The organism is Bradyrhizobium sp. 2TAF24 (assembly GCF_052115025.1).
Taxonomy (GTDB): Bacteria; Pseudomonadota; Alphaproteobacteria; order Rhizobiales; family Xanthobacteraceae; genus Bradyrhizobium_A.
The window spans coordinates 289,459-309,078 of sequence record NZ_JBFRFW010000013.1 but is presented as its reverse complement, the minus strand read 5'-3'; the positions used below and the strand labels follow the sequence as shown (position 1 = coordinate 309,078).

The 19,620-nt window shown below is 67.1% G+C and carries 23 protein-coding genes and 2 tRNA genes; 13 read left to right on the top strand and 12 right to left on the bottom strand.

Annotated elements, in window-relative coordinates; translation table 11 throughout:
• The first annotated feature begins 20 nt into the window (after positions 1 to 20).
• The 5 genes from AB4Z37_RS21490 to rlmB all read left to right on the top strand — a co-directional run bounded on the left by AB4Z37_RS21490 (position 21) and on the right by rlmB (position 3,899).
• Positions 21 to 326 carry a DUF3551 domain-containing protein gene (locus AB4Z37_RS21490; protein WP_441518773.1) on the top strand — a complete coding sequence of 102 codons (306 nt, stop codon included), beginning with the start codon at positions 21 to 23 and terminating at the stop codon, positions 324 to 326.
• Positions 327 to 447: 121 nt separating this feature from the next.
• The gene (locus AB4Z37_RS21485) at positions 448 to 648 is read left to right on the top strand and encodes a DUF3606 domain-containing protein (protein WP_441518772.1); all 201 of its coding nucleotides are present in this window, start codon (positions 448 to 450) and stop codon (positions 646 to 648) included.
• Between the two features lie 201 nt (positions 649 to 849).
• A tRNA-Tyr gene (locus tag AB4Z37_RS21480) sits at positions 850 to 935 on the top strand.
• 624 nt (positions 936 to 1,559) lie between these two features.
• Entirely contained in the window at positions 1,560 to 2,936 is a 1,377-nt protein-coding gene (locus tag AB4Z37_RS21475) for a glycosyltransferase family 61 protein (protein WP_441518771.1), read from the top strand.
• 147 nt (positions 2,937 to 3,083) lie between these two features.
• A complete protein-coding gene (rlmB, locus tag AB4Z37_RS21470; RefSeq protein WP_441518770.1) occupies positions 3,084 to 3,899 on the top strand; it encodes a 23S rRNA (guanosine(2251)-2'-O)-methyltransferase RlmB in 816 nt (271 codons plus the stop codon).
• A 90-nt stretch (positions 3,900 to 3,989) separates the two neighbouring features.
• Here the strand turns inward: rlmB and AB4Z37_RS21465 are convergent, their stop codons facing one another.
• The gene (locus AB4Z37_RS21465) at positions 3,990 to 4,502 is read right to left on the bottom strand and encodes a hypothetical protein (protein WP_441518769.1); all 513 of its coding nucleotides are present in this window, start codon (positions 4,500 to 4,502) and stop codon (positions 3,990 to 3,992) included.
• A 67-nt stretch (positions 4,503 to 4,569) separates the two neighbouring features.
• Positions 4,570 to 5,040 (bottom strand): hypothetical protein, encoded by a 471-nt coding sequence (locus AB4Z37_RS21460; protein ID WP_441518768.1) that lies wholly within the window; start codon positions 5,038 to 5,040, stop codon positions 4,570 to 4,572.
• A gap of 437 nt (positions 5,041 to 5,477) precedes the next feature.
• Here AB4Z37_RS21460 and argC point away from each other — a divergent pair, with 437 nt between their 5' ends.
• Positions 5,478 to 6,443, top strand: coding sequence for an N-acetyl-gamma-glutamyl-phosphate reductase (gene argC, locus AB4Z37_RS21455; RefSeq protein ID WP_441518767.1), 966 nt, complete (start codon positions 5,478 to 5,480; stop codon positions 6,441 to 6,443).
• Positions 6,444 to 6,455: 12 nt separating this feature from the next.
• Here argC and AB4Z37_RS21450 read toward each other — a convergent pair whose 3' ends face one another.
• Complete coding sequence (locus AB4Z37_RS21450; protein WP_441518766.1) at positions 6,456 to 7,649, bottom strand: dipeptidase; 1,194 nt, start codon at positions 7,647 to 7,649, stop codon at positions 6,456 to 6,458.
• A 371-nt stretch (positions 7,650 to 8,020) separates the two neighbouring features.
• On the opposite strand from AB4Z37_RS21450, the gene AB4Z37_RS21445 reads away from it, so the two are divergent.
• Both AB4Z37_RS21445 and AB4Z37_RS21440 read left to right on the top strand, forming a co-directional pair.
• Positions 8,021 to 8,095 (top strand) — tRNA-Thr (locus AB4Z37_RS21445).
• 173 nt (positions 8,096 to 8,268) lie between these two features.
• Positions 8,269 to 8,502 (top strand): hypothetical protein, encoded by a 234-nt coding sequence (locus AB4Z37_RS21440; RefSeq protein WP_441518765.1) that lies wholly within the window; start codon positions 8,269 to 8,271, stop codon positions 8,500 to 8,502.
• Between the two features lie 305 nt (positions 8,503 to 8,807).
• On the opposite strand, the gene AB4Z37_RS21435 is transcribed toward AB4Z37_RS21440, so the two are convergent.
• Positions 8,808 to 9,026 (bottom strand): hypothetical protein, encoded by a 219-nt coding sequence (locus AB4Z37_RS21435; protein WP_441518764.1) that lies wholly within the window; start codon positions 9,024 to 9,026, stop codon positions 8,808 to 8,810.
• Between the two features lie 302 nt (positions 9,027 to 9,328).
• Here AB4Z37_RS21435 and AB4Z37_RS21430 point away from each other — a divergent pair, with 302 nt between their 5' ends.
• The gene (locus tag AB4Z37_RS21430; protein ID WP_441518763.1) at positions 9,329 to 10,519 is read left to right on the top strand and encodes a serine hydrolase domain-containing protein; all 1,191 of its coding nucleotides are present in this window, start codon (positions 9,329 to 9,331) and stop codon (positions 10,517 to 10,519) included.
• A gap of 19 nt (positions 10,520 to 10,538) precedes the next feature.
• Here the strand turns inward: AB4Z37_RS21430 and AB4Z37_RS21425 are convergent, their stop codons facing one another.
• The 3 genes from AB4Z37_RS21425 to AB4Z37_RS21415 form a co-directional block, all read right to left on the bottom strand.
• Positions 10,539 to 11,012 (bottom strand): TspO/MBR family protein, encoded by a 474-nt coding sequence (locus AB4Z37_RS21425; RefSeq protein ID WP_441518762.1) that lies wholly within the window; start codon positions 11,010 to 11,012, stop codon positions 10,539 to 10,541.
• Between the two features lie 166 nt (positions 11,013 to 11,178).
• Positions 11,179 to 11,589, bottom strand: a complete 411-nt coding sequence (locus tag AB4Z37_RS21420; RefSeq protein ID WP_441518761.1) for a hypothetical protein — start codon at positions 11,587 to 11,589, stop codon at positions 11,179 to 11,181.
• A 184-nt stretch (positions 11,590 to 11,773) separates the two neighbouring features.
• Positions 11,774 to 12,190 carry a His-rich protein BRANT gene (locus tag AB4Z37_RS21415; protein WP_441518760.1) on the bottom strand — a complete coding sequence of 139 codons (417 nt, stop codon included), beginning with the start codon at positions 12,188 to 12,190 and terminating at the stop codon, positions 11,774 to 11,776.
• A gap of 299 nt (positions 12,191 to 12,489) precedes the next feature.
• On the opposite strand from AB4Z37_RS21415, the gene AB4Z37_RS21410 reads away from it, so the two are divergent.
• Positions 12,490 to 13,053: a tetratricopeptide repeat protein gene (locus tag AB4Z37_RS21410; protein ID WP_441518759.1), complete on the top strand. Its 564-nt coding sequence runs from the start codon at positions 12,490 to 12,492 to the stop codon at positions 13,051 to 13,053.
• Positions 13,054 to 13,090: 37 nt separating this feature from the next.
• Here the strand turns inward: AB4Z37_RS21410 and cutA are convergent, their stop codons facing one another.
• A complete protein-coding gene (gene cutA / locus AB4Z37_RS21405; RefSeq protein ID WP_441518758.1) occupies positions 13,091 to 13,420 on the bottom strand; it encodes a divalent-cation tolerance protein CutA in 330 nt (109 codons plus the stop codon).
• Between the two features lie 45 nt (positions 13,421 to 13,465).
• On the opposite strand from cutA, the gene AB4Z37_RS21400 reads away from it, so the two are divergent.
• The 3 genes from AB4Z37_RS21400 (at position 13,466) to AB4Z37_RS21390 (ending at position 15,512) form a co-directional block, all read left to right on the top strand.
• Positions 13,466 to 14,245, top strand: a complete 780-nt coding sequence (locus AB4Z37_RS21400; RefSeq protein ID WP_441518757.1) for an NAD kinase — start codon at positions 13,466 to 13,468, stop codon at positions 14,243 to 14,245.
• 122 nt (positions 14,246 to 14,367) lie between these two features.
• Positions 14,368 to 14,913 (top strand): response regulator, encoded by a 546-nt coding sequence (locus tag AB4Z37_RS21395; protein WP_441518756.1) that lies wholly within the window; start codon positions 14,368 to 14,370, stop codon positions 14,911 to 14,913.
• Between the two features lie 20 nt (positions 14,914 to 14,933).
• Positions 14,934 to 15,512, top strand: a complete 579-nt coding sequence (locus AB4Z37_RS21390; RefSeq protein WP_441518755.1) for an Hpt domain-containing protein — start codon at positions 14,934 to 14,936, stop codon at positions 15,510 to 15,512.
• Between the two features lie 115 nt (positions 15,513 to 15,627).
• On the opposite strand, the gene AB4Z37_RS21385 is transcribed toward AB4Z37_RS21390, so the two are convergent.
• The 4 genes from AB4Z37_RS21385 to folE form a co-directional block, all read right to left on the bottom strand.
• Positions 15,628 to 16,806 carry a DUF2336 domain-containing protein gene (locus tag AB4Z37_RS21385; RefSeq protein WP_441518754.1) on the bottom strand — a complete coding sequence of 393 codons (1,179 nt, stop codon included), beginning with the start codon at positions 16,804 to 16,806 and terminating at the stop codon, positions 15,628 to 15,630.
• Positions 16,807 to 16,951: 145 nt separating this feature from the next.
• The gene (locus AB4Z37_RS21380) at positions 16,952 to 17,947 is read right to left on the bottom strand and encodes a lytic transglycosylase domain-containing protein (RefSeq protein ID WP_441518753.1); all 996 of its coding nucleotides are present in this window, start codon (positions 17,945 to 17,947) and stop codon (positions 16,952 to 16,954) included.
• A gap of 133 nt (positions 17,948 to 18,080) precedes the next feature.
• Positions 18,081 to 18,530, bottom strand: a complete 450-nt coding sequence (gene hisI / locus AB4Z37_RS21375; RefSeq protein WP_441518752.1) for a phosphoribosyl-AMP cyclohydrolase — start codon at positions 18,528 to 18,530, stop codon at positions 18,081 to 18,083.
• Between the two features lie 134 nt (positions 18,531 to 18,664).
• Positions 18,665 to 19,327, bottom strand: coding sequence for a GTP cyclohydrolase I FolE (folE, locus tag AB4Z37_RS21370; RefSeq protein WP_441518751.1), 663 nt, complete (start codon positions 19,325 to 19,327; stop codon positions 18,665 to 18,667).
• Positions 19,328 to 19,620: the final 293 nt, after the last annotated feature.

Sequence of the window (19,620 nt, the reverse complement as noted above, 5' to 3'; positions counted from 1 at the left end):
TCGACATCCGGGAGCCTTCCATGCGCAGACTGATCCTCCTCGCCGCACTGGCCGCAGCCACGGCGGGCGTCGCCGCCGTTGCGGCGCCCGCCCCCGCCGAGGCCCGCGATATCGCCTGGTGCGCGCGCACCTGGAACCGCGGCTTCAACGGCGACGACTGCATGTACTACACCTATGCCCAGTGCCGGGCCGCGATCAGCGGGCTGCGCGGCGAGTGCGTGCCCAACCCGTTCTCGCCGAACTGGGCCCGCAATGCGGCGGGTTTCGGCCGCGACGAGCCGCCGCCGCCGCCCCGCCGCCATCGCCACCGGCGCGATGCGGACTGAAGGCGACTGCCGCCCGCCGCTGCTGCCGCGATTCATGCTTCGTTAACGCCGCAACCAGACGGCCGTCGGGGCGAGGCCGGCGCGATGATACGATGCGCCCGCCGGTCAGAGGTCCACGGCCATGATCATTGCCAGCAACGGCGCGGAGATCGTCGCGCCGGTCAACGACGTGGTGAAGCCGCCGACCCACATCGACACGCGCGATGCGGCCGCCACCCGCTATTGGGCCTACCGCCTCAGCATCTCCCCGCACGAGCTCAACGCCGCGGTCGACAAGGTCGGCTCCTCGGTCGCCGCGGTGCGGCGCTATCTCGGCAAATAGCCCCGTTTTGCCCCCGTTTCGGGCCCGAACCGACGGCAGTGAATTAAATGCTTCTGTTGGTTGACTTTACCCCTCTCCTTCCCCCATAAACGCGCCCGTTCGGGTGCCCGCCACGATCCGCTGGCCGGGCTCGCTTTTTTGCCGTCATCCCTGACCGCAAGCGCCACCGTGACGGTGCGTGCGCGGCTGACGGTCCGAAGCGGGGGAGTGTCCCGAGTGGCAAAGGGAGCTGACTGTAAATCAGCCGCCTCATGGCTTCGCAGGTTCGAGTCCTGCCTCCCCCACCATCCAATAAGCCGATGAACAACCACAGGAATAAGACGGGCGCCGGGTTTCGGCGAACGAGACCATGTGGGCCTGAAGGGCGCCGGCGCAGATCCGTGCGGCGGCCGGGGATCGGCCGCCCCATCGCATAGTTCCCGATCGTGCAGTCTGTCGCCGATCTCGCCGGCTCGCCGTCCATCCTGCACCCGAACCTTCCATTGCCGCACAGCAACAGCGTGATCCGGGAGGCCTGCAACCTCACCGGCTTTGAACCCGCCGCGGTCCAGCAAGCGCCGCATGCACATGATCATCGGCCGCCGGGCTCGGCATCTCGCCCGTTCCAGCCTCGGTCGCCGAGCAGCCCTGGCGCGGCGTCTCCGACCTCGACCTCAAGCCGCCGGTCCCGCGCGCCTCGCTCAAGCTGGTCTGGCAGCGCCGCAAGTTCGACGCCATCCGGCTCAACTCGCGCGCTGGTGGAAACAGGGCGCAACGTCAGCCTGCGGTAATCTTCCGATCCTATTCCCGCCCCTCGTCCGGATCCCTGCCACGGCGTTCTCTGCAACGACTTGACTACCCGGGACAGTCCACGCGCGACGCAGGTTTCATGCCGCATCGCCCAATCAAGAATTGTGACGGGCGCCCTTCACATGACGGCCAAGTTTGCACTTTCACGTCGGTACTATCGTCGCGTGTTGTCGCGATATCTGGTTTTCCGGGCCCTCAAGCCGCTCGTCGTCTTTGCGGTGCTCGCTCCGCACAGGCTGGTGCAGTGGCTGTTCGGCTTTCGCGCCGTCAGGATCGCCTGGCACTACTATCTGACCTATCCGGTATGGTGGCTGAAGTTCTACCGAACCGGCGGCCGGGCGAGGCTCGTCCATCTCGATGACTATCGCGCCGCCCCCGGCCTCCGCACCACGCTGGTGCGCCGCGGCGAAACCAAAATCGCCGCCACGCCGCGCTACACCAATCACGAGCCGCCCGTCCGGCCAGTTCCCCGCCTCGTCGACCAGCCGCCGCTCGAAATCCTGGAATACGCGAACGCCACCGTGATCGGCGCGACCAACTTCGTCGTGAAGGACGGCTTGGCGATCGCGCCGAACGACTACGATGCAGCGCGCGACTTCACCCATGCCGAGAAGATCGGCGGCGTCTACATCAGGCCCGCGCGCGGCGAGATGCTCTACTCGCTGGAGCCGCCGAAGCGCCGCGACGCGGCCATCTGCCTGCTCGGACACTGCGCCGGCAACTATGCCCACTTCATGACGGAGGTGCTGACCAAGCTTCTCGTCATCGATGCCCATGGCGGATACGACCATCTTCCGCTGCTGATCGACCAGTGGGTGCCGACCGAGATCAAGGTGATCCTGAAGGCGTTCAACACCCGCGGGCATGACATCATCGAGGTGGCTTCCGGTCAGCCGGTGACCTGTACGCGGCTGATCGACACCACGCCGCCATCCTATGCTCCACCGGATTCCAGGGCCTATATCGAACGCGGCCAGCATGTGCAGATGCCCGCGGATGTCTACCGCTTCGACGCTTATGCGCTCGGCCTTGTCCGCGAGCGTGCCGGCGAGATCGTGCCGCCCGCCGCGAACGCGCGCGGCAGGCGGCTCTATCTGCAGCGCAGGCCGTCGCACTACGGAAATGCCCGCGCCGTGGTCAACAGCTTCAATGTCGAGGAGATCCTGCGGCGATCGGGCTTCGACCTGATCGAGACGGGATCGATGACGATCCATGAGCAGATCGCCGCCTTCCGCAATGCCGAGATCGTGGTCGCGCCGATCGGCGCGGCGATGACCAACCTGATCTTCGCGCCGCCCGGGTGCCGGGTGCTGTCCCTCTCCGCCATCCACAAGAACGCCGACTATGCCTACTGGACCAACATGATGGCGGCGCTCGGCCACGACCTCCGATACCTCGTCGGCCCGCAGGTTTCGAAAGGCGGCAACCCGATGCACCGCGACTTCCGCATTCCCCTCGATGACCTGCAGCGGGCGCTCGACGCGCTGGACTGCCGATAGGCCGCCCTTCGGTCACCATCCGGACGGGCTCCCTCCGACCGGCGACGGCCGGTCCACGGCGCCGCCATCCCCGCCGCAACGCCGTCCACGGACCCCGGCCCCTTTTCCGAAATTGCCAGAATCCGCCCCACGTGAGACAAGCCGGCCATGAGCGATCGTGACCACAAGGCCCGCTTCCGCCCCAAAGATCGAAGCAGGGGACGCGACGGCGGCCACAAGCCCGCCTGGCGGGAACGGGAACGCCCGGACGGCCCGGCCATCCTCTATGGCTGGCACACCGTGACCGCTGCGCTGGCCAACCCCCGCCGCAAGATCCGCAAGCTGTTCCTGACCGAGAACGCCGCCCGGCGCCTCGCCGAGGACAATATCGACACCCGCGTGCCGCCGGAGATGGTGCGTCCCAGCCAGATCGACCAGCGGCTCGGGCCCGACGCCGTGCATCAGGGCCTGCTGGCCGAAGTCGATCCCCTGCCTTCGCCGTCGATCGAGACGCTGGAGCAGGACGGCATCGTGCTGGTGCTCGACCAGATCACCGACCCGCACAATGTCGGCGCCATCCTGCGCTCGGCGGCGGCGTTCGACGTCAAGGCCATCGTCACCACCGCGCGCCACAGCCCGGAGGCGACCGGCGTGCTGGCGAAATCGGCGTCCGGCGCGCTCGAACTGGTGCCGTTCGTCACCGTGCAGAACCTCGCGCGGGCCCTGACCGCGCTCAACGAGCGTGGCTTCATGACCGTGGGCCTCGACAGCGAGGGCCAGGACAACCTCGCCGCGGTCAAGCTGGAAGCGCCGCTGGCCCTCGTGCTCGGCGCCGAGGGCAAGGGCCTGCGCCAGCTCACCCGCGAGACCTGCCGCGTGGTCGCCCGCCTCGACATGCCCGGCGAGATCAAAAGCCTCAACGTGTCGAACGCCGCCGTGCTCGCGCTCTATATCGGCGCGACGCGGCTCGGCCTGATGAGCTGAGACGGCCCTTCAAAGCAAAAGCGCCCGCCGTCTCGCGACGGCGGGCGTTTGTATGTGATGGATCAGATGCGCACCGCAGCGCGCAGCCCCTCAGTAGTTCGGCACGTGGATCACGCGCGGGCCGCGGGCGTAGTGGCGCGGCGCGCGGTAGCCGTAGCGCACGTTGTGGCGATAGCCGTGGCGGTAATAGTGGCGGTTGTAGCGATAGACCACCGGGCCGCGCACCGCCGGCATGCCGTCATAGTCATGCGAGGTGGCGTCACCATAGGGGCCGCCATTGTAGCCGTAGTAATACGGGCGGTCGTAGCTGCGCCAGCCGGTGACGGCGCGCTCCTGATAGGTCGGCACCGGACCGTAGTTGCCGGGACCGCTGTAGACCGGGCCCTGGTTCACATAATAGTAGCGCGGCCCGTAGGAATAGCTCGGATCGGGCAGCCGCTCGGTCTGATAGCCGCCGTAGCCGGCCTGGTAGCCGAAGCCGGAGGTGAACAGCCCGCCGGTGCACGGGCTGGCATAGTAGTCGCCGGCGCAGGCCATCGCCGGCGCTGCACCAGCCGCGGTCACCGCGAACGCCGCGGCCAGTCCCATGATCGTCTTACGCATGTTACGCTCTCTCCTGTCGGTTTTGCTTTTGTATCGTTGATTGTACGTCGTCGTGCTGGTCCGAAGGCTACCGCGAAGGCGCCGGCCGGGGCGGCATCGGCGGCCCCGGCGGATAAGGTCCGCCCCCGCCGATCTGCGGCGCGACGATGATCGGTGGCGGATTGGCCGGAATCTGCAACTGCGGCGGCGCCGACTGCGCCGACCACGACTTCTGATAACTCTCGGCCTGGGGCGGCAGCGGCCGATTCGCCGGCGGCTCGACCTCGAGACGGCCATACCCCGGCAGCCGGCCGGCGCTCGGGTAATAGCCGCCGACGGCGCGCTCCACATACGGCCCGCGCCAGCCGCCATACACGATCGGCTGCATCTCCCGGGCGCGCCCGAGCCCCCATTCGCCCTCGATCACCGCGTAGGAGGCGTCACGCCCGTTGATCAGCACCGGCACGCCGGGCCGGCCGGGAACCACGACCACAAAGCCGTCCGCGAGCGCCGGCAGCGCGGTTCCAATCAACAGGGCGGCAGCGAGCACGGTCCGCATGGGCTGGTCCTTAGATATCCGTCCCAAGCTTAAGCCAAAGCGCGCCCCGACGGGTTAAGAGCCCGTCCTCATCTGTTGGTAAGGCTAACGGGCCGCAGGACGGTGGCCGGATATCCGGGCGACGGCGGTAACGCTTGCGGAAGGATGCCGGCAGCCCGCCGAAGCCGGATGCGCCCCGGCCCCCGGCGGCGTCACGGCCGGGGCGCCATGTCCGCAAGACGATTGACCCCCACGGCATCCGCGCCTAGATAGGCGCCATGGCATTTGTCAGGACCATCCGCCGACGCCGTCCGACCCGCACCGCGCGGGAGTGACGTTGGCTGCCTGATCGCATCCAAGTTCGCTCGAAGCCGCGCAACGCCCTGCGCGGCTTTTTCATTTTGTCTTCGCGTCAGTCTGTCAGTCTTTCCGCCCCAGCTGCTTTCGGGAACACGCCCATGACCATCAGCGACACCACCAAGACCCCCGCGATCTTCATCGACGGCGAAGCCGGCACCACCGGCATCGAGATCCGCGAGCGGCTGGCCCGCGTCTCCGGCATCGAGGTGCTCAGCATCGCGCCCGACAAGCGCAAGGATCCGGATGCCCGCAAGGCGCTGATGGAAAAGGCCGACCTCGTGGTGCTGTGCCTGCCCGACGACGCCGCCAAGGAAGCGGTGGCGCTGGCCGATAGCCTCGGCGCGAAGGCGCCGCGGATTCTCGACGCCTCCTCGGCGCACCGTGTCGCCGACGGCTGGACCTTCGGCTTTCCCGAGCTCGCGCCCGGGCAGGCCGAGGCGATCGCGACCGCCAAGCGCGTCTCCAATCCCGGCTGCTATCCCACCGGCGGCATCGCCCTGCTGCGGCCGCTGGTCGACGCCGGCCTGATCCCCGCCGACTATCCCGTGACCGTCAACGCGGTGTCCGGTTATTCCGGCGGCGGCCGCACCATGATCGAGGCGTATGAAGCGGGCCAGGCGCCGCTGTTCGAGCTCTATGGCCTCGGCTTCAACCACAAGCATCTGCCGGAGCTGCAGCAGTACAGCCGCCTGACGCGGCGGCCGATCTTCGTGCCGTCGGTCGGCAACTTCCGCAAGGGCATGCTGGTGTCAGTGCCGCTGCATCTCGACACCCTGCCCGGCAAGCCGAAGGCCGGCGATCTCGAGGCCGCGCTGAAGGCGTATTACGCCGGCGGCCGCTGGGTGAAGGTGATCGACGCCGACGATGCCTCGACCAAGGGCGGGCGGATCGACGCGCTCGCGCTCAACGACACCAACCTGCTGGAGCTGCGGGTGTTCGGCAATGCGAGCTACGGCCAGGTCGTACTGGTGGCGCGGCTCGACAATCTCGGCAAGGGCGCCTCGGGCGCTGCGGTGCAGAACATCGGCCTGATGCTCAGCGTCGCCACCGACGCCGGCACCTGAGGCCACGCGGCTTCAGCCGGCGGTCTGCGTGCGTGTCAGCCCGGCGCGCAGCACGCGCAGGACATTGCCGCCCATCACCTTGCGGATGTCGGCTTCGGAGAAGCCGGCGTCCAGCAGCGCCTGGGTGACGGCCACCACCTGACTGGCATCGAAAGCCGTCGTCGTCGAGCCGTCGAAGTCGGAGCCGAGCCCGACATGGTCGATGCCGACGAGGTCGCGGACATGGGCGATCGCCCGCGCCACGTCCTGCGGCTTCGTCGAGCACACCGCACCGCTCCAGTAACCGATCCCGATCACGCCGCCGGTCCTGGCGATACCGCGCACCTCGTCGTCGGTGAGATTGCGGTTGACCTTGCAGGTCGCCTGGACGCCGCCATGGCTCGACACCACGGGACGGCTCGCCATCGCCAGCACGTCGGCGATCGCCGCGTGGCTGGCGTGGGCGACGTCGACGATCATGCCGAGCGCCTCCATCCGCCGCACCACCTGCCGGCCGAGCGGTGTCAGCCCGCCCTTGGCGAGGCCGTGCATCGAGCCGGCGACATCGTTGTCGAAGAAGTGCGCAAGCCCCGCCATCCGGAAGCCGGCGGCGTAGAGAATGTCGAGGTTCGCGATCTGCCCCTCGAGATCCTGCAGCCCCTCGATCGACAGCATCGCGCCGACCACCGTCGCGCCGCCGCGCCGATCCGCCAGCAGGCGATCGATATCCCCCGGCAGGGTGATGAGGCGCAGCCGTCCGTCCGACGCCTCGGCGAAACCGCGCAGCTTCTCGGCGTGCCACAGCGAGCGCTCGCGCAGCGAGCCCCAGGTGCGGGGCGGCTGCAGGTCGGTGACCACGAGGCCCGTGATGGTGTCGGTGTCGCCGCCATTGGCGTCATAGTTCTGCCCCTTCGGCGACTTGGTCACCGAGGAAAACACCTGCAGCGCATAGTGCCCCTCGACCAGCCGCGGCAGGTCGACATGGCCGCGATCCGAGCGCACCAGCAGGTCGCGCTTCCACAGCAGGCTGTCGGCGTGCAGGTCGGCGACGTCGAGCGTCTGGTGCAACGCCAGCGCCGCGGGCGTGATGTTCAGCACCTGCGGCGACACCTTGTTCTGCGATCGCTCGATGCGCCCCGGCGCGATCAGGAAGAAAGCCACAGCACCGACGGCGAGACCAACGACAATGACGAGCAGTACGCCCCAACCCCACTTCCGAACCGACATTACATCCACCCCATGCGAGGCGCGCGCCGCATCCGACGGCCGCCGTTGCCGCGCCCCATCTGCAAAATCAACATAACGATCTGAACGTGCTCAAAACGGCAGGCACTATGGCGGCAACGCGCTCCCGCGTCGAGCGGACACTCCTCACACGAACGCCTTGAGCGCGTCGTCGCCGACAATGCGGATTCGTTGCACCGCTGCGGCGACGTTCTTGCAGCATCTCGCTCGCCGGACCTTCGGTTTACAAAACCGCTGCTCTCCCGCACGCGCCCGGCGCCATGGCGGTAGCCGCCCGCCCGCGCGGACCGCCGTTTCCGCCATATCCACTCTTGTTCCCCGGCGGAGACGCTGCTAGCTGTGCGGGCCGCGGCGCCGGCTTAGCTCAGCGGTAGAGCAGCGGTTTTGTAAACCGAAGGTCGGGGGTTCAATCCCCTCAGCCGGCACCAGCAAAATCAATCACTTAACTCCATCCCTGCACCACCACCCCTCGCCCCGTCAGACAGCGCCGGAGGCGCGATGGTGAATGCCGCCGCCAGGCGGGCAGTTTCCGGAAGACTTCCTTCACCCGCCTCGGCACAATGGCAGGGGACATCCATCCGCAGCCTCGAAAGGAACCAGCATGGTCAAGACGACGCCGACATCACGCCTTGCCCGCGCTTTCGCGCTCGTCACCACCACCATGCTGATCGCCGGTGCCGCGCAGGCCGCGGGAACGCCGGAGCAGCGCCGCGCCTGCCGGGCCGATGCATTCCGCCTGTGCAAGGATGCCATCCCCGACGTGCCGCGCATCACCGCCTGCATGGACAAGAACAAGGCGAAGCTCAGCCCGGCCTGTCGCGCGCAGTTCAAATAGTGCGTTGTCGAGCGAGGCCTGCCCCGGACTTGATCCGGAGGCGGGCCCGGTCCGCGTTCAGAAAACGCGTCAAGACAAATGGCCAGGGCTCGCGGTTCGAGGGCTGCAGCGCGCCGGACAGTCGCGCCATCGCGATGGTGCTGCCGCTCAAAAAGCCTTCCCTCAAAAACCAAAAGCCTTTTCTCGAAAAACCAAAAAGCCTTTTCTTAAAAACAAAGACTCCGGAAAATTCCGGAGCCTCCTCTCATGCGTCGGTGATGCATGCGTCGGTGATGGAGCGATCGTTGCCGCCCCCGGCGACGCGACTAGGCAGCGGGCACGCGGCCTTCTTCCACCGCCTCCGAAATCAGTTCACCGGCGTCGGTCACGCCGGCGGCCGCGCGTCTGACAATGCGCTCCGCCATCTTGGCCTTGGTGGCGGGCGTTCGGTTCTCTTCGGAAATACGCTTCACCGCTTCGTCGAGCACGGCACGCAACGTCGCGACGAACTCCGAATCAAACTGATGGTGGGAACTAGAAGCCATAGATGCCCTCCGGATCGGTGGAGCCGGACAAGTGACCCAACAACGTGACCAATGTGAGTCCGGCAGATTAAATCCTTGTGACCGTCGACACGTTCCAGATTTGAACCACTCGCAACTGTGATCGAGCGCACATCTTGCGCGATCACATCAGCGCGACGGACACGCAAGGCGCGCGCTGCAGTGCGACGAACACTGCAAAGACAGTCCCGCGCAAGCTTCGGAAACAGATCGACACGCTTGCGTCGCATTTGATGAATCGCGGATGATGTCCCGGAACAGGATACCGAGACGAGGAGATGCGAATGACGGGCGCACGCCTGATGGACGAATTCCCGCCACCGCCGGAGCGGCTGGTGACACTCGCCAACTGGCGCAAATTTCCGTTCACGCAGTGGAGCTTCCGCAACGTCCGTCAATTGCTGCCGACCGCGCCGATCGCGGCATCCGGCAATAGCGTGCCACTGCCCGCCGACCTCCGCGACATCGGTTCGACGGTCTTCGAGACCCCGCGCGGCGAACGCACCACGGTCGATCGCGCGCTGCGGGAGACCAGCACCGACGCGTTGCTGGTGCTGCGGCACGGCCGCCTGATGACCGAATGGTACGCCAACGGCATGGACGCGGAACGGCTGCACATCGTGTTCTCGATCAGCAAGTCGATCTGCGGCGCGCTCGGCGGCATCCTGGTCGACCGCGGCATCCTCGACCCCGACCGGCCTGTGGTCGACATCCTGCCCGAATTCAGGACATCGTCGGCCTATGCGACCGCCACCGTGCGGCATGTGCTCGACATGACCGTCGGCATCTCGTTCGTCGAGGACTATCTCGATCCTGACGGCGACGTCATCCGCTACCGCCGTGCCATGGGCTGGGATCCTGTTCCGCCCGGCCAGCCGGCGATCGACCTGCGCAGCTTCCTTGCCCAGCAAAAGGCCGACGGCAAGCCACATGGCGAGGCCTTCCACTATGTCTCCACCAACACCGACGTGCTCGGCTGGATCTATGAGCGGGCGAGCGGCCAGCCGCTTTCCGAATTGATCAGCGACCATCTGTGGAAGCCGCTCGGCGCCGAGCGCGAGGCCTGCATCACCGTCGACGCCCATGGCGCGATGCGCGCCGCCGGCGGCATCTGCGTCGCGCCGCGCGACCTCGCCCGCTTCGCCGAGATGATGCGGCTGCGCGGCGTCGCCAATGGGCGCCAGGTGGTGCCGGGCTGGTGGGTCGACGACATCCATGACGGCGGCGATGCCGCGGTCTGGAACCGCGGGGATTTCGCCCCGATGTTTCCAGGCGGGCGCTATCGCAGCCAGTGGTACCAGCTCGACCAGGAGCGCCGCACGCTGAACGCGATCGGCATCCACGGCCAGTGGATCCACATCGATCCTCCCTCGGAGACGGTGATCATCCGCCTGGCGTCCGAGGGCATTCCGCTCGATCCGGACAGCGCCGGGCTGTGGACGCGCGCGTTCGCGGCGATCTCGCGCCTGCCCTGAGGCGTTGCGCGCCCGCGAATCAATTCATGGCGACGATGCCGGCATTGAGGGTGGTCGCATAAGCCACCCATGCGAGGTAGGGCAGCAGCAGCCACGCCGCCAGGCGGTCGACACGGGCGCTGGTGAAGATGGTGCCGATGATCGTCACCACCAGCGCAATGATGATGGCAAGCGCGATCGGCAGGTTGTGCCAGCCGAAGAACACCGGCGCCCACGCGGTGTTGAGCACCAGCTGCACGCAGAAGAACAGCAGCGCCTCGCGCCGCGCCGGTGACGGAATCGTGCGATCCCACAGCCGCCACAGCGACAGCGCCATCAGCCCATAGAGCACGGCCCAGGTGATTGGAAACATCGAGCGCGGCGGCGTCCAGGACGGCTTTGCGAGGCCGACATACCAGGCATCGATCTGCGGCTGCGTGACCCACTCCGCGAGCAACCCGATGCCGGCGCACAACAACAAACAGGCCAGCAGGCGCCCCAGCGATTTCAGCATCAGGTCATTATCCAGGAAATATCTCGAAACATCAGGCGCATATCGCGGCGGCGGACTTCGGCAAACTCACTTTGCCGCGATTTGTTCCCATTGATTGCAGCTTTTTTTACAAGCCGCGTTCGCACGAACGAGGCGCGCCGCAATCGTTTGCCGAACTTCCGGGCGCTCAGCGCGTCAGCTTTTCCATCTCCGGAAACGGTGCATAGGACGCCCCCGCGCACAGCTCGCGCGCCTTCTCGACCAGGCGTTCGAACCTGCCGTCGCGATAGATCGCCGCACGCTCGCCACCACCAGCATCGCCGCCGCCGGTCGCCGTGTAGCGCACGCATGCGACATAGCGCCGTTTGCCACTGACGTCGCGCTCGACCGGATCGGCCACCATCGCATCCCGCACACCGCGCAGGTCGTTGATGTAGGTGCGCATGAAGGCAAGCAGGTCGCCGCGATAGTCGGTGGGATAGGGCTGCACGGCCAGCGAGCTGCCCGCGATGTTGTAGCTGTCCTCGCCGCCGCCAAGGCCCGCGCATCCCGCCACCACCAGAACCAGGCCGGCCGCGGCCGCGCGTCGCCAGATCATCCCCACCATGCCGTTCGCATCACCGAAAGTACCGTTCGTGATCGGCACAATAGAGCCTTTCATCGCCCAGTTGAATCGGAAAACCCCGGAGCAGGAGCTCCGGGGTTTTCCTTGCCCGGAATGCATCGGACGCGGACGGCGGGGCGGGCAACGTGCGTCCGACGCACTCCTGACCCGCGGCGTTTCAGCCCTTGACCTTGGTGGTCGCCGACGTGATCGCCGAGACGCGCTTGATCGCCGGCTTCGCCTTCGCCGCATGGGCGATCTTGTGGGACTTGTGCGCCACGACGTGCTTGTGAACCCTGTGGTGGCTCACGTGATGGCGATGACGCTTGTGCATGCTGGCCTTGGCGTTCAAGGTCTTGGCGTTCAAGGTCTTGGCGTTCAAGGTCTTGGCGTTCAAGACCTTGTCATTGGCCTTGACGTCCGTGGTCTTGACGTCGGTGGCCTTGACGTCGCCCGGCTTGACGGCGGCGGTCTTCGGCGCGGCCTGCTCGGACTTGATCACCGGCGCGGTGTCGGTCTTGGTGGTGCCGGCGGCCATGGCGGGCGCCGCAATGATCGATGCGGCAATCAGGGCGGCGGAAATCGACTTCAACATGGTGGTCTCCTCTCGATGTGATCACCGGGCGGAGCCGGTCGGGGTGGCCGGTTCGGTGATCGTCGGGAGTGACCTTAGGCGGGGGGCGCTGAACTCATCCTGAGGGGGTTGGACAGCCGCCGTTCATATGGATGAAATGTTGGTCATGTTCGCTGTTCCCACCCGCGAACCCGCGCCTGACCCGGCCCGCTCCCCATCGGGAAAAATCGCCCTGCGCGGCCGGAATGTCGGGGTGTTCGGGGTGTTCACATCACAACGGCGGGCCCGCTTCCCCGCCGCCCTCGCAGGAGACAGGCGCCATGACCCTTCTGACACGTCTAGTGACACTGACGGCTTTCCTGGTTGCATTGCTGGTGTCCCCGCTTCTCAGCGCCGCCTTCGCCGCAGGGAATGAGACCCCGTCCTCGCCACCGCCGTCGTCGGACAGCAAGTCCAACCCGCCGAAAAAATCCAAGAAGAGCGACAAGCAGTCGAATATCGACTCCCCGGCTTTCCTGCAGGGCTACCGCGCCGCCTACGCCACGATCTACGAGCACAACGACTACACCTCGGCGATCGCGCAGCTCAAAGCGCTGCAGGAGGACGACCGCGCCGATGTCGCCAACCTGATCGGCTATTCCTACCGCAAGCTCGGCGACTACAAGACGTCGCAGATCTGGTACGAGCGCGCGCTCAAGGCCGATCCGACCCATGTGAAGACCTGGCAGTATTACGGGCTGTGGCAGGTCGAGCAGGGCCACCGCGACCAGGCCCGCGTCAACCTCGCGAAGATCGAACAGCTGTGCGGCGCGACCTGCCCCGAATATCGCTCGCTCGCGGATGCGATCGACGGCACCACGACGACGGCGCATATCGTCTACTGACGACCGCCCCGCAACCGGCTTGACGCCGCCGGCGTCCCTAACCGGGCGCCGGCAGTGTCGCGTCCATCAGCCAGTCGAGATAGCCGCGTTCGACGCTTTCCACCGGCAGAACCATGATGGCGGGCGTGGTGTAGGAGTGGTGCTCGCGGACGGCGTCGCTGACCTCGCTGGCGAGCGCGTCGCGGGTCTTGAAGATCGCCACTACCTCCTCGGCCCGCTCCACCTGCCCTTCCCAGCGATAATGTGAGATCATTCCCGGCAGGATGTTGACGCAGGCGGCCAGGCGGCGCTCCACGATCACCTTGCCGACGGCTTCCGCCTCGACAAGGCTGGGGAACGTCGTATAGACCAGAACCGCGCGCGCCATTGCACTAACCCTTTGAAACCATTGCCGCGGTCGAGTTCACCCAGGATGACCGTCTCGAAACAATACGACCGGATCGCCTTCGTTGCGAGCCCCAGCGACGAGGCGCAGCAGGCGCTCGACCAGCTCGTGAAGGCTTACGGCAACCATCCGGCCGATACCGCCGACATCATTGTCGCGCTCGGCGGCGACGGCCTGATGCTGCAGACCCTGCATCGCTACATGCGCACCGGCAAGCCGATCTATGGCATGCACCGCGGCACCGTCGGCTTCCTGATGAACGAGTTCAGCATCGAGGGTCTCGGCGCCCGCCTCGACGCCGCCAAGGTGACGGTGATCAACCCGCTGCTGATGCGCGCCATCGACGTCCGCGGCCAGGTCCATATCCACCACGCCATCAACGAGGTCGCACTGTTCCGCCAGACCCACCAGGCGGCACGGCTGCGCATCCTCATCGACGAGAACGAGCGCATGCCGGAGCTGGTCGCCGACGGCGTGCTGGTGGCGACGCCGGCGGGCTCGACCGCCTACAATCTCTCGGCCCAGGGCCCGATCCTGCCGATCAACGCCGCGCTGCTGGCGCTGACGCCGATCAGCGCCTTCCGCCCCCGGCGCTGGCGCGGCGCGCTGCTGCCCAACAGCGCCTTCGTGGTGATCGAGGTGCTGGAGAGCGAGAAGCGTCCCGTCGCCGCGGTCGCCGACCATGACGAGGCCCGCGACGTGCGGCGGGTGGAGATCCTCACCGACCGCTCGATCGCCATGCGCATGCTGTTCGATCCCGGGCACAGCCTCGAGGAACGCATCCTGCGCGAGCAGTTCAGCTATTGATCAGGCCGCCGCGCCGGAGACCTCGACGCTCTCCCCGCAACGTTTCATTAACGCTGCGGCACTTATAGTTAACGGCACGTGTATTCCGTTCCAGGGTGGCGGTTCCCGCCCCGAGCCGCGCCATGATTCGCATCGATTTCAACAAGCTGCGATTTCTGATCTGCGACGACAATCCGCACATGCGGCGCATCCTGCGCACGCTGCTGCACTCGTTCGGCGCGCGCGAAGTCTACGAGGCCGAGGACGGTGCGACCGCGCTCGAGATGTACAGCCATTCGGCGCCCGACATCCTGATCTGCGACTGGGCGATGCCGATTTTCGACGGCCTCGAGCTGACGCAGATCATTCGCCAGCCGGACGCCATCGGCAATCCCTATGTGCCGATCATCATGCTGACAGGCCATTCGGAGAAGCGCCGCGTCATGGTGGCGCGCGATGCCGGCGTCACCGAATTCCTGGCCAAGCCGATCTCGGCGAAGGCGCTCTATCAGCGCATCCTCAGCGTCGTGGCCCACCCGCGGCCGTTCATCCGCACCAAGAACTATTTCGGCCCGGACCGCCGGCGCAACACCAACAGTGCCTATATCGGCCCCGAGCGCCGCAACGGCGGCAAGGCGGAGATCATGCCGCAATCGGCGCTGATCGCCAAAGCGCGCATCACGACCTGACGCCACCGCGAGGGATCACCATGTCCGCCGACAAGCCCGCCTCTCTCAAGGTCGAGACCTTTCCCGATTACCAGGTGATCACCCAGCCGAACCCGCTGCGCGGCGCGCTGCGCCGCGCCCCCGACACCGATCCCGATGATCCGGTGGCGCGCGCCGAACGGGCCCTGGCAGGACTGTCGGGCGAGTTCGGCGACTGGATGCTGGTCGAATGCGACCGCCTCGCCGCGGCCCATGTCGCCGTGCTGAAGCAGGGCTTCACGCCGGCGGTGCGCGAGGAATTCTTCCGTGCCGCGCACGACATCAAGGGCGACGCGGCGACCTTCGGCTACCCGATCGCGGCCGCCGCCGCAGAGAGCCTGTGCCGCCTGATGGAGCACGCCCCCGATCTGGACAAGGCCCCGCTCGACCTCGTCAGCCACCATGTCAGCGCCATCCAGGCGATCGTGCGCGAACACAGCCGGATCGACCGGATGGGCATGGCGGACGAGTTGAGCCGGCAACTGCGCGGCCTCGCCGACAAGTTCCTGATCGAGGCCAACCGCAACCGCCCCGAACACCTGGAAGCGATCCTCGCCCCGAGCATCGTGCCGTCGGCTTGAGCCTGCCGCGGGCGGGATCGCGGCACGCGACCTCCTGACACTCGACATCGCCCCGGACAGCGAAGCCCGCCACCAGAGAAATCCGGTGGCGTGCTTCGACTGAAGGTCAAAAGCCTCAGGCGGCGATCAGATCGTCGTGCAGCGGCACAGCTTCGCGGCTCGCCACCAGCTCGTCACAGAACAGGCGCGCCTCCTCGCGCGCCGATTCGGTGGAGAAGCGGCGCAGCAGGATCAGCAGCGGCTCGGTCGCCTCGGAGCTGTCCGTCGCACACTGCGTCAGCACGCGCTCGACCATGCGGCGGCGCAGCCGCGTCATGCCCTCGATGCTGCCGACGAAGCCGACCTCGTGCAGCGCCTCCACCGCGGCGCGGAATGCGCCGAAGGTCGACTTCGGGAAGCCGGCCCGCGTCAGCAGCGCGGTCAGCCCCGCACCGCCGCGATCGTCGATCAGCGCGGTGACGCGGCTCTGCGGCAGTCCCGACAGCTCGACCAGCGCCGCATCGAACAGCGCGAGGTTGCCCGACAGCAGCGCGCGCAGGATCAGGCCGGCATTGAGCTGGCCCGTGGCGCGCAGATGGCCGACGAGATCGCGCATGTCGTCGCCGCGCGAGCGCGCCGCGATGGTGACGGTGGAGCGCTCATTCGCCTCCGCCGCGACGCGGGCGGCGCGATCGGCGGAGAGCCAGTTGCGGGCGGTGACGAACTGCACCAGGGTGTCGGAGAGTTTTGCCACCAGCGCGAGCCGGGTCGAGGACGGCAGATCAGCGCGCGCCAGCAGCGCCTCGCGAACCGCGGCGAGATGGCCGTGGCGCTCGGCGATCCGGTGCAGCGAGAATGCCGGCAGCGCCGTCGTGGGATTCTCGATCAATTCGAGGGTCGCGGCCGCCTGCCCGACTTCGGCGATGGCGGCGCACAGCGATGCCGGCAGGCCGGCACGGCGCGCGATCGCCCCCTGCACCTCGGCGCAGCCGGTGGCGACGAGGTCGACGAGATCGGCATCGATCAGCAGCTGTGAATGTTCGAGGATCGGCAGCGCCACCGAGGCCTGATCGAGCGACAGCGCCTGCACGATGGCCGGCGGGGCCTCGACGCTGCGGGCAAACACCTCCGCCATCGCCTGGCGGACGAGCGGCGAGCCGTCGTCCAGCAGCATCAGCAACGCGCCCTCGGCGGCCGCGCGATCATCGTCCGAAAGATCGGAAACCAGCCAGGCCCGGGCCAATGCCCGTGTGGCTTCCGCGCGCTCCCCTGGGGGAGCTGTCCTGACCCAACTGATGAACTGCCGAACGATCATATGCTCTGCCGGCCTTACGCAACTTGACCTGCACCGTCGTGGTGCCGTTTAAGCAAAATAAACCACGACGCTTAACAAAGCGTTCACCATAACCGCCTGCATTGATTGATGTTTTGTTAACCGACGGAAAGCCGCCGAGCGTTCGTCAGCTGCTGAAGCGGCCGGAGCGGTCGCTGAACAGGTCGAGCGGCTGCGGCGCATTGGCGGCGGCTGCCCCCTGGACGGGATCCGCGCTCGCGGTGTTGTTGCCCCACAATGCCTGCACCACCGTGGACACCGGCTCGGGCCGGTCGCCGGCCTGATAGAGCGAGCGGAAGGTCGGCCGCGGCATCGGCGGCTCCTGCGACGACGCCACACCGGCGGGCGCGGCCGCAACATTCGTTGCAGCCTGCTGCGTCTGCGGAAAACCGGAAAGGAAGACCGCGTTGTCCGCCTGCGGCGCCGCGGCGCCCCCGGACGGTGAGCCGCCGAGCGCTGCGAGCGCCGCCTGGGTCGACGGCGCGTTGACCGCATTGGCGTAGCGCGTAGTCAGCACGGAATAGACCTCGGACACGCTGCGCGCACTGCCGTTGCGATCGTAGAAGATCGGCCGATTCGCCGCGGCGGCATTGGGAAACATCTGCGTCGCGTCGGCGCGCGGCGAATCCTGCGCCGCATTGATCAGCTTGGCGGCACCGCCCGCCCCCATGAAATGGGCGATGTAGAGTTCGCCGTCGCTCGGCCGGCGGCCGAGCGCGCCGGTGAGCTTGAAGCTGTTGGACTGGGTGAGCACGCCGGCCATCGCCGCGTTCACCGCGGGATCGTCGCGCAGCTTGAGGATCTCGTCGCGCGTCGCCGGGTCGCTGACCGAATAGGTGCCGGACGCCGACTTGGTGATGGCGTCGGCATACTTGCCGTAGCCGAGCGAGGGGCCGGCTTCCTTGACCGTGCCGAGCCAGGTCTGCTCGATGAATTGATAGAGCCCCTTCGCCGACGACGTCGACGACGACGCGCCGGGGTCGAGGTTGGATTCCATTTTGGCGGCCGAGAGCAGGTATTCGAAGCTCGCACCCGTCGCGTCGGCGGCCTGCCGGATCGCGCTCGTGATCCGCGCCCGCACGGACTCGAAGCCCGCCGCAAGGCTGGTGGTGTCGATCGTCATGTCAGGTGCCCGCTCCCCCGGCGCCCCTGGCCTCCCCGGCCATCCCGAAGCTTGCGCAAAACATGGTTAATGAAGAGTTAACGGCCGCATCCGGGTACCGAACGTCCGGGCCACGGCGCCGGACCGGAGACCGTCAGCCCCGCGGCTTGTAGACGGCGGCGGGATCGAACAACCGCTCGGCCGAGACGAAGCTCAGCGCCGGCGCGCCATCCGCTCCCTTGCCCACGGCGCGGTAGAAGCAGGAGTGCCGGCCGGTGTGGCAGGCGGCGCCGCCGGCCTGCTCGACCCGGATCCAGACCGCGTCCTGATCGCAGTCGACGCGCATCTCGACCACGCGCTGGACATGGCCGGAGCTCTCGCCCTTGCGCCACAGCTTGCCGCGCGAGCGGCTGTAGTACCACGCCTCGCCGCTCTCGACCGTGCGCCGCAGCGCCTCGTCGTTCATATGGGCAACCATCAGCACCTCGCCGGTCGCGGCATCGGTGGTGACACAGGTGACGAGGCCGGCGGCGTCGAACTTCGGCCGCAGCGCGAGGCCTTCCTCGATCTCGTTGACGGTGCCTTGGGGTGACGGAGCGCTCACGGCGGAATCCTTTGCGCGGCCGGCGATGCACCGCGCGTGCAGGGGAAAGAAGGACGACAGGATGGCATGAAACGGCGCGGCGGACGACCGCCGGCGCCGATATCGAAAGCCAGCGAGATTGCGAGGCGCTGAACTCAGCGCTGGTCGCGCACCAGGCTCAGGAAGCGATTCTGCTCGTCCGGGTTGTTGCGGAACAGGCCGGTGAAGCGCGTGGTGATGGTCTTGGCGCCGTCCTTGGCGATGCCGCGCACCGACATGCAGGTGTGCTCGGCCTCGACCAGCACCGCAACGCCGCGCGGCTTCAGCACGGTGTCGATCGCGCCCGCGATCTGCGCCGTGAGGTGCTCCTGGGTCTGCAGGCGGTGGGCGAAGATATCGACCAGCCGCGCCAGCTTGGACAGCCCGATGACCCGCTCCACCGGCGTGTAGGCGATATGCGCCCGACCGTAGAACGGCATCATGTGATGCTCGCAATGCGAATGGAAACTGATATCGCGCACCAGCACGAAATCATCGTAGCCGGCGGTCTCGCCGAAGGTGCGGTTGAGCACTTCGGCCGGGCACAGGTGATAGCCCTGGAACAGTTCGTCATAGGCCTCGACGACGCGGCGCGGCGTGTCGAGCAGGCCCTCGCGCGCCGGGTTCTCGCCGATATAGGCAAGCAGTGTTTTGACCGCCGCTTCTGCCTCCTCGCGCGAGGGGCGCGGCAGGTCGGCCTGGATCGCCGACGCCTGAAACTCCGCGGCCGGGATTTCCGACGGCGGATTGGTGCGCAGCGGCTTGATGATCGCGTCCATTCAGCTCTCCGTTCGACCGGCCCATCCTGCGGACCGGGAGTGTCACCGGGTCGCCGCAACGGCCTGTCGGCCACCGGACGCCACAAGTCCAAACAAGTCCAAACAAGTCCAAGTCAAAACCGGATATCGGGCCAGCCCGACATCACCGTCACCCATATCATCACAAGCTCCGGAAGAAATTCTCTTTTTCCGGCCCTTGGGGGAAGCGGACGGGTTTATTCCTGCGACCCGGTACATATATAGGATAGGCTATGGGGCCCGCCAAGGCCGGCCCCGCAGGGGTCATATGCGGC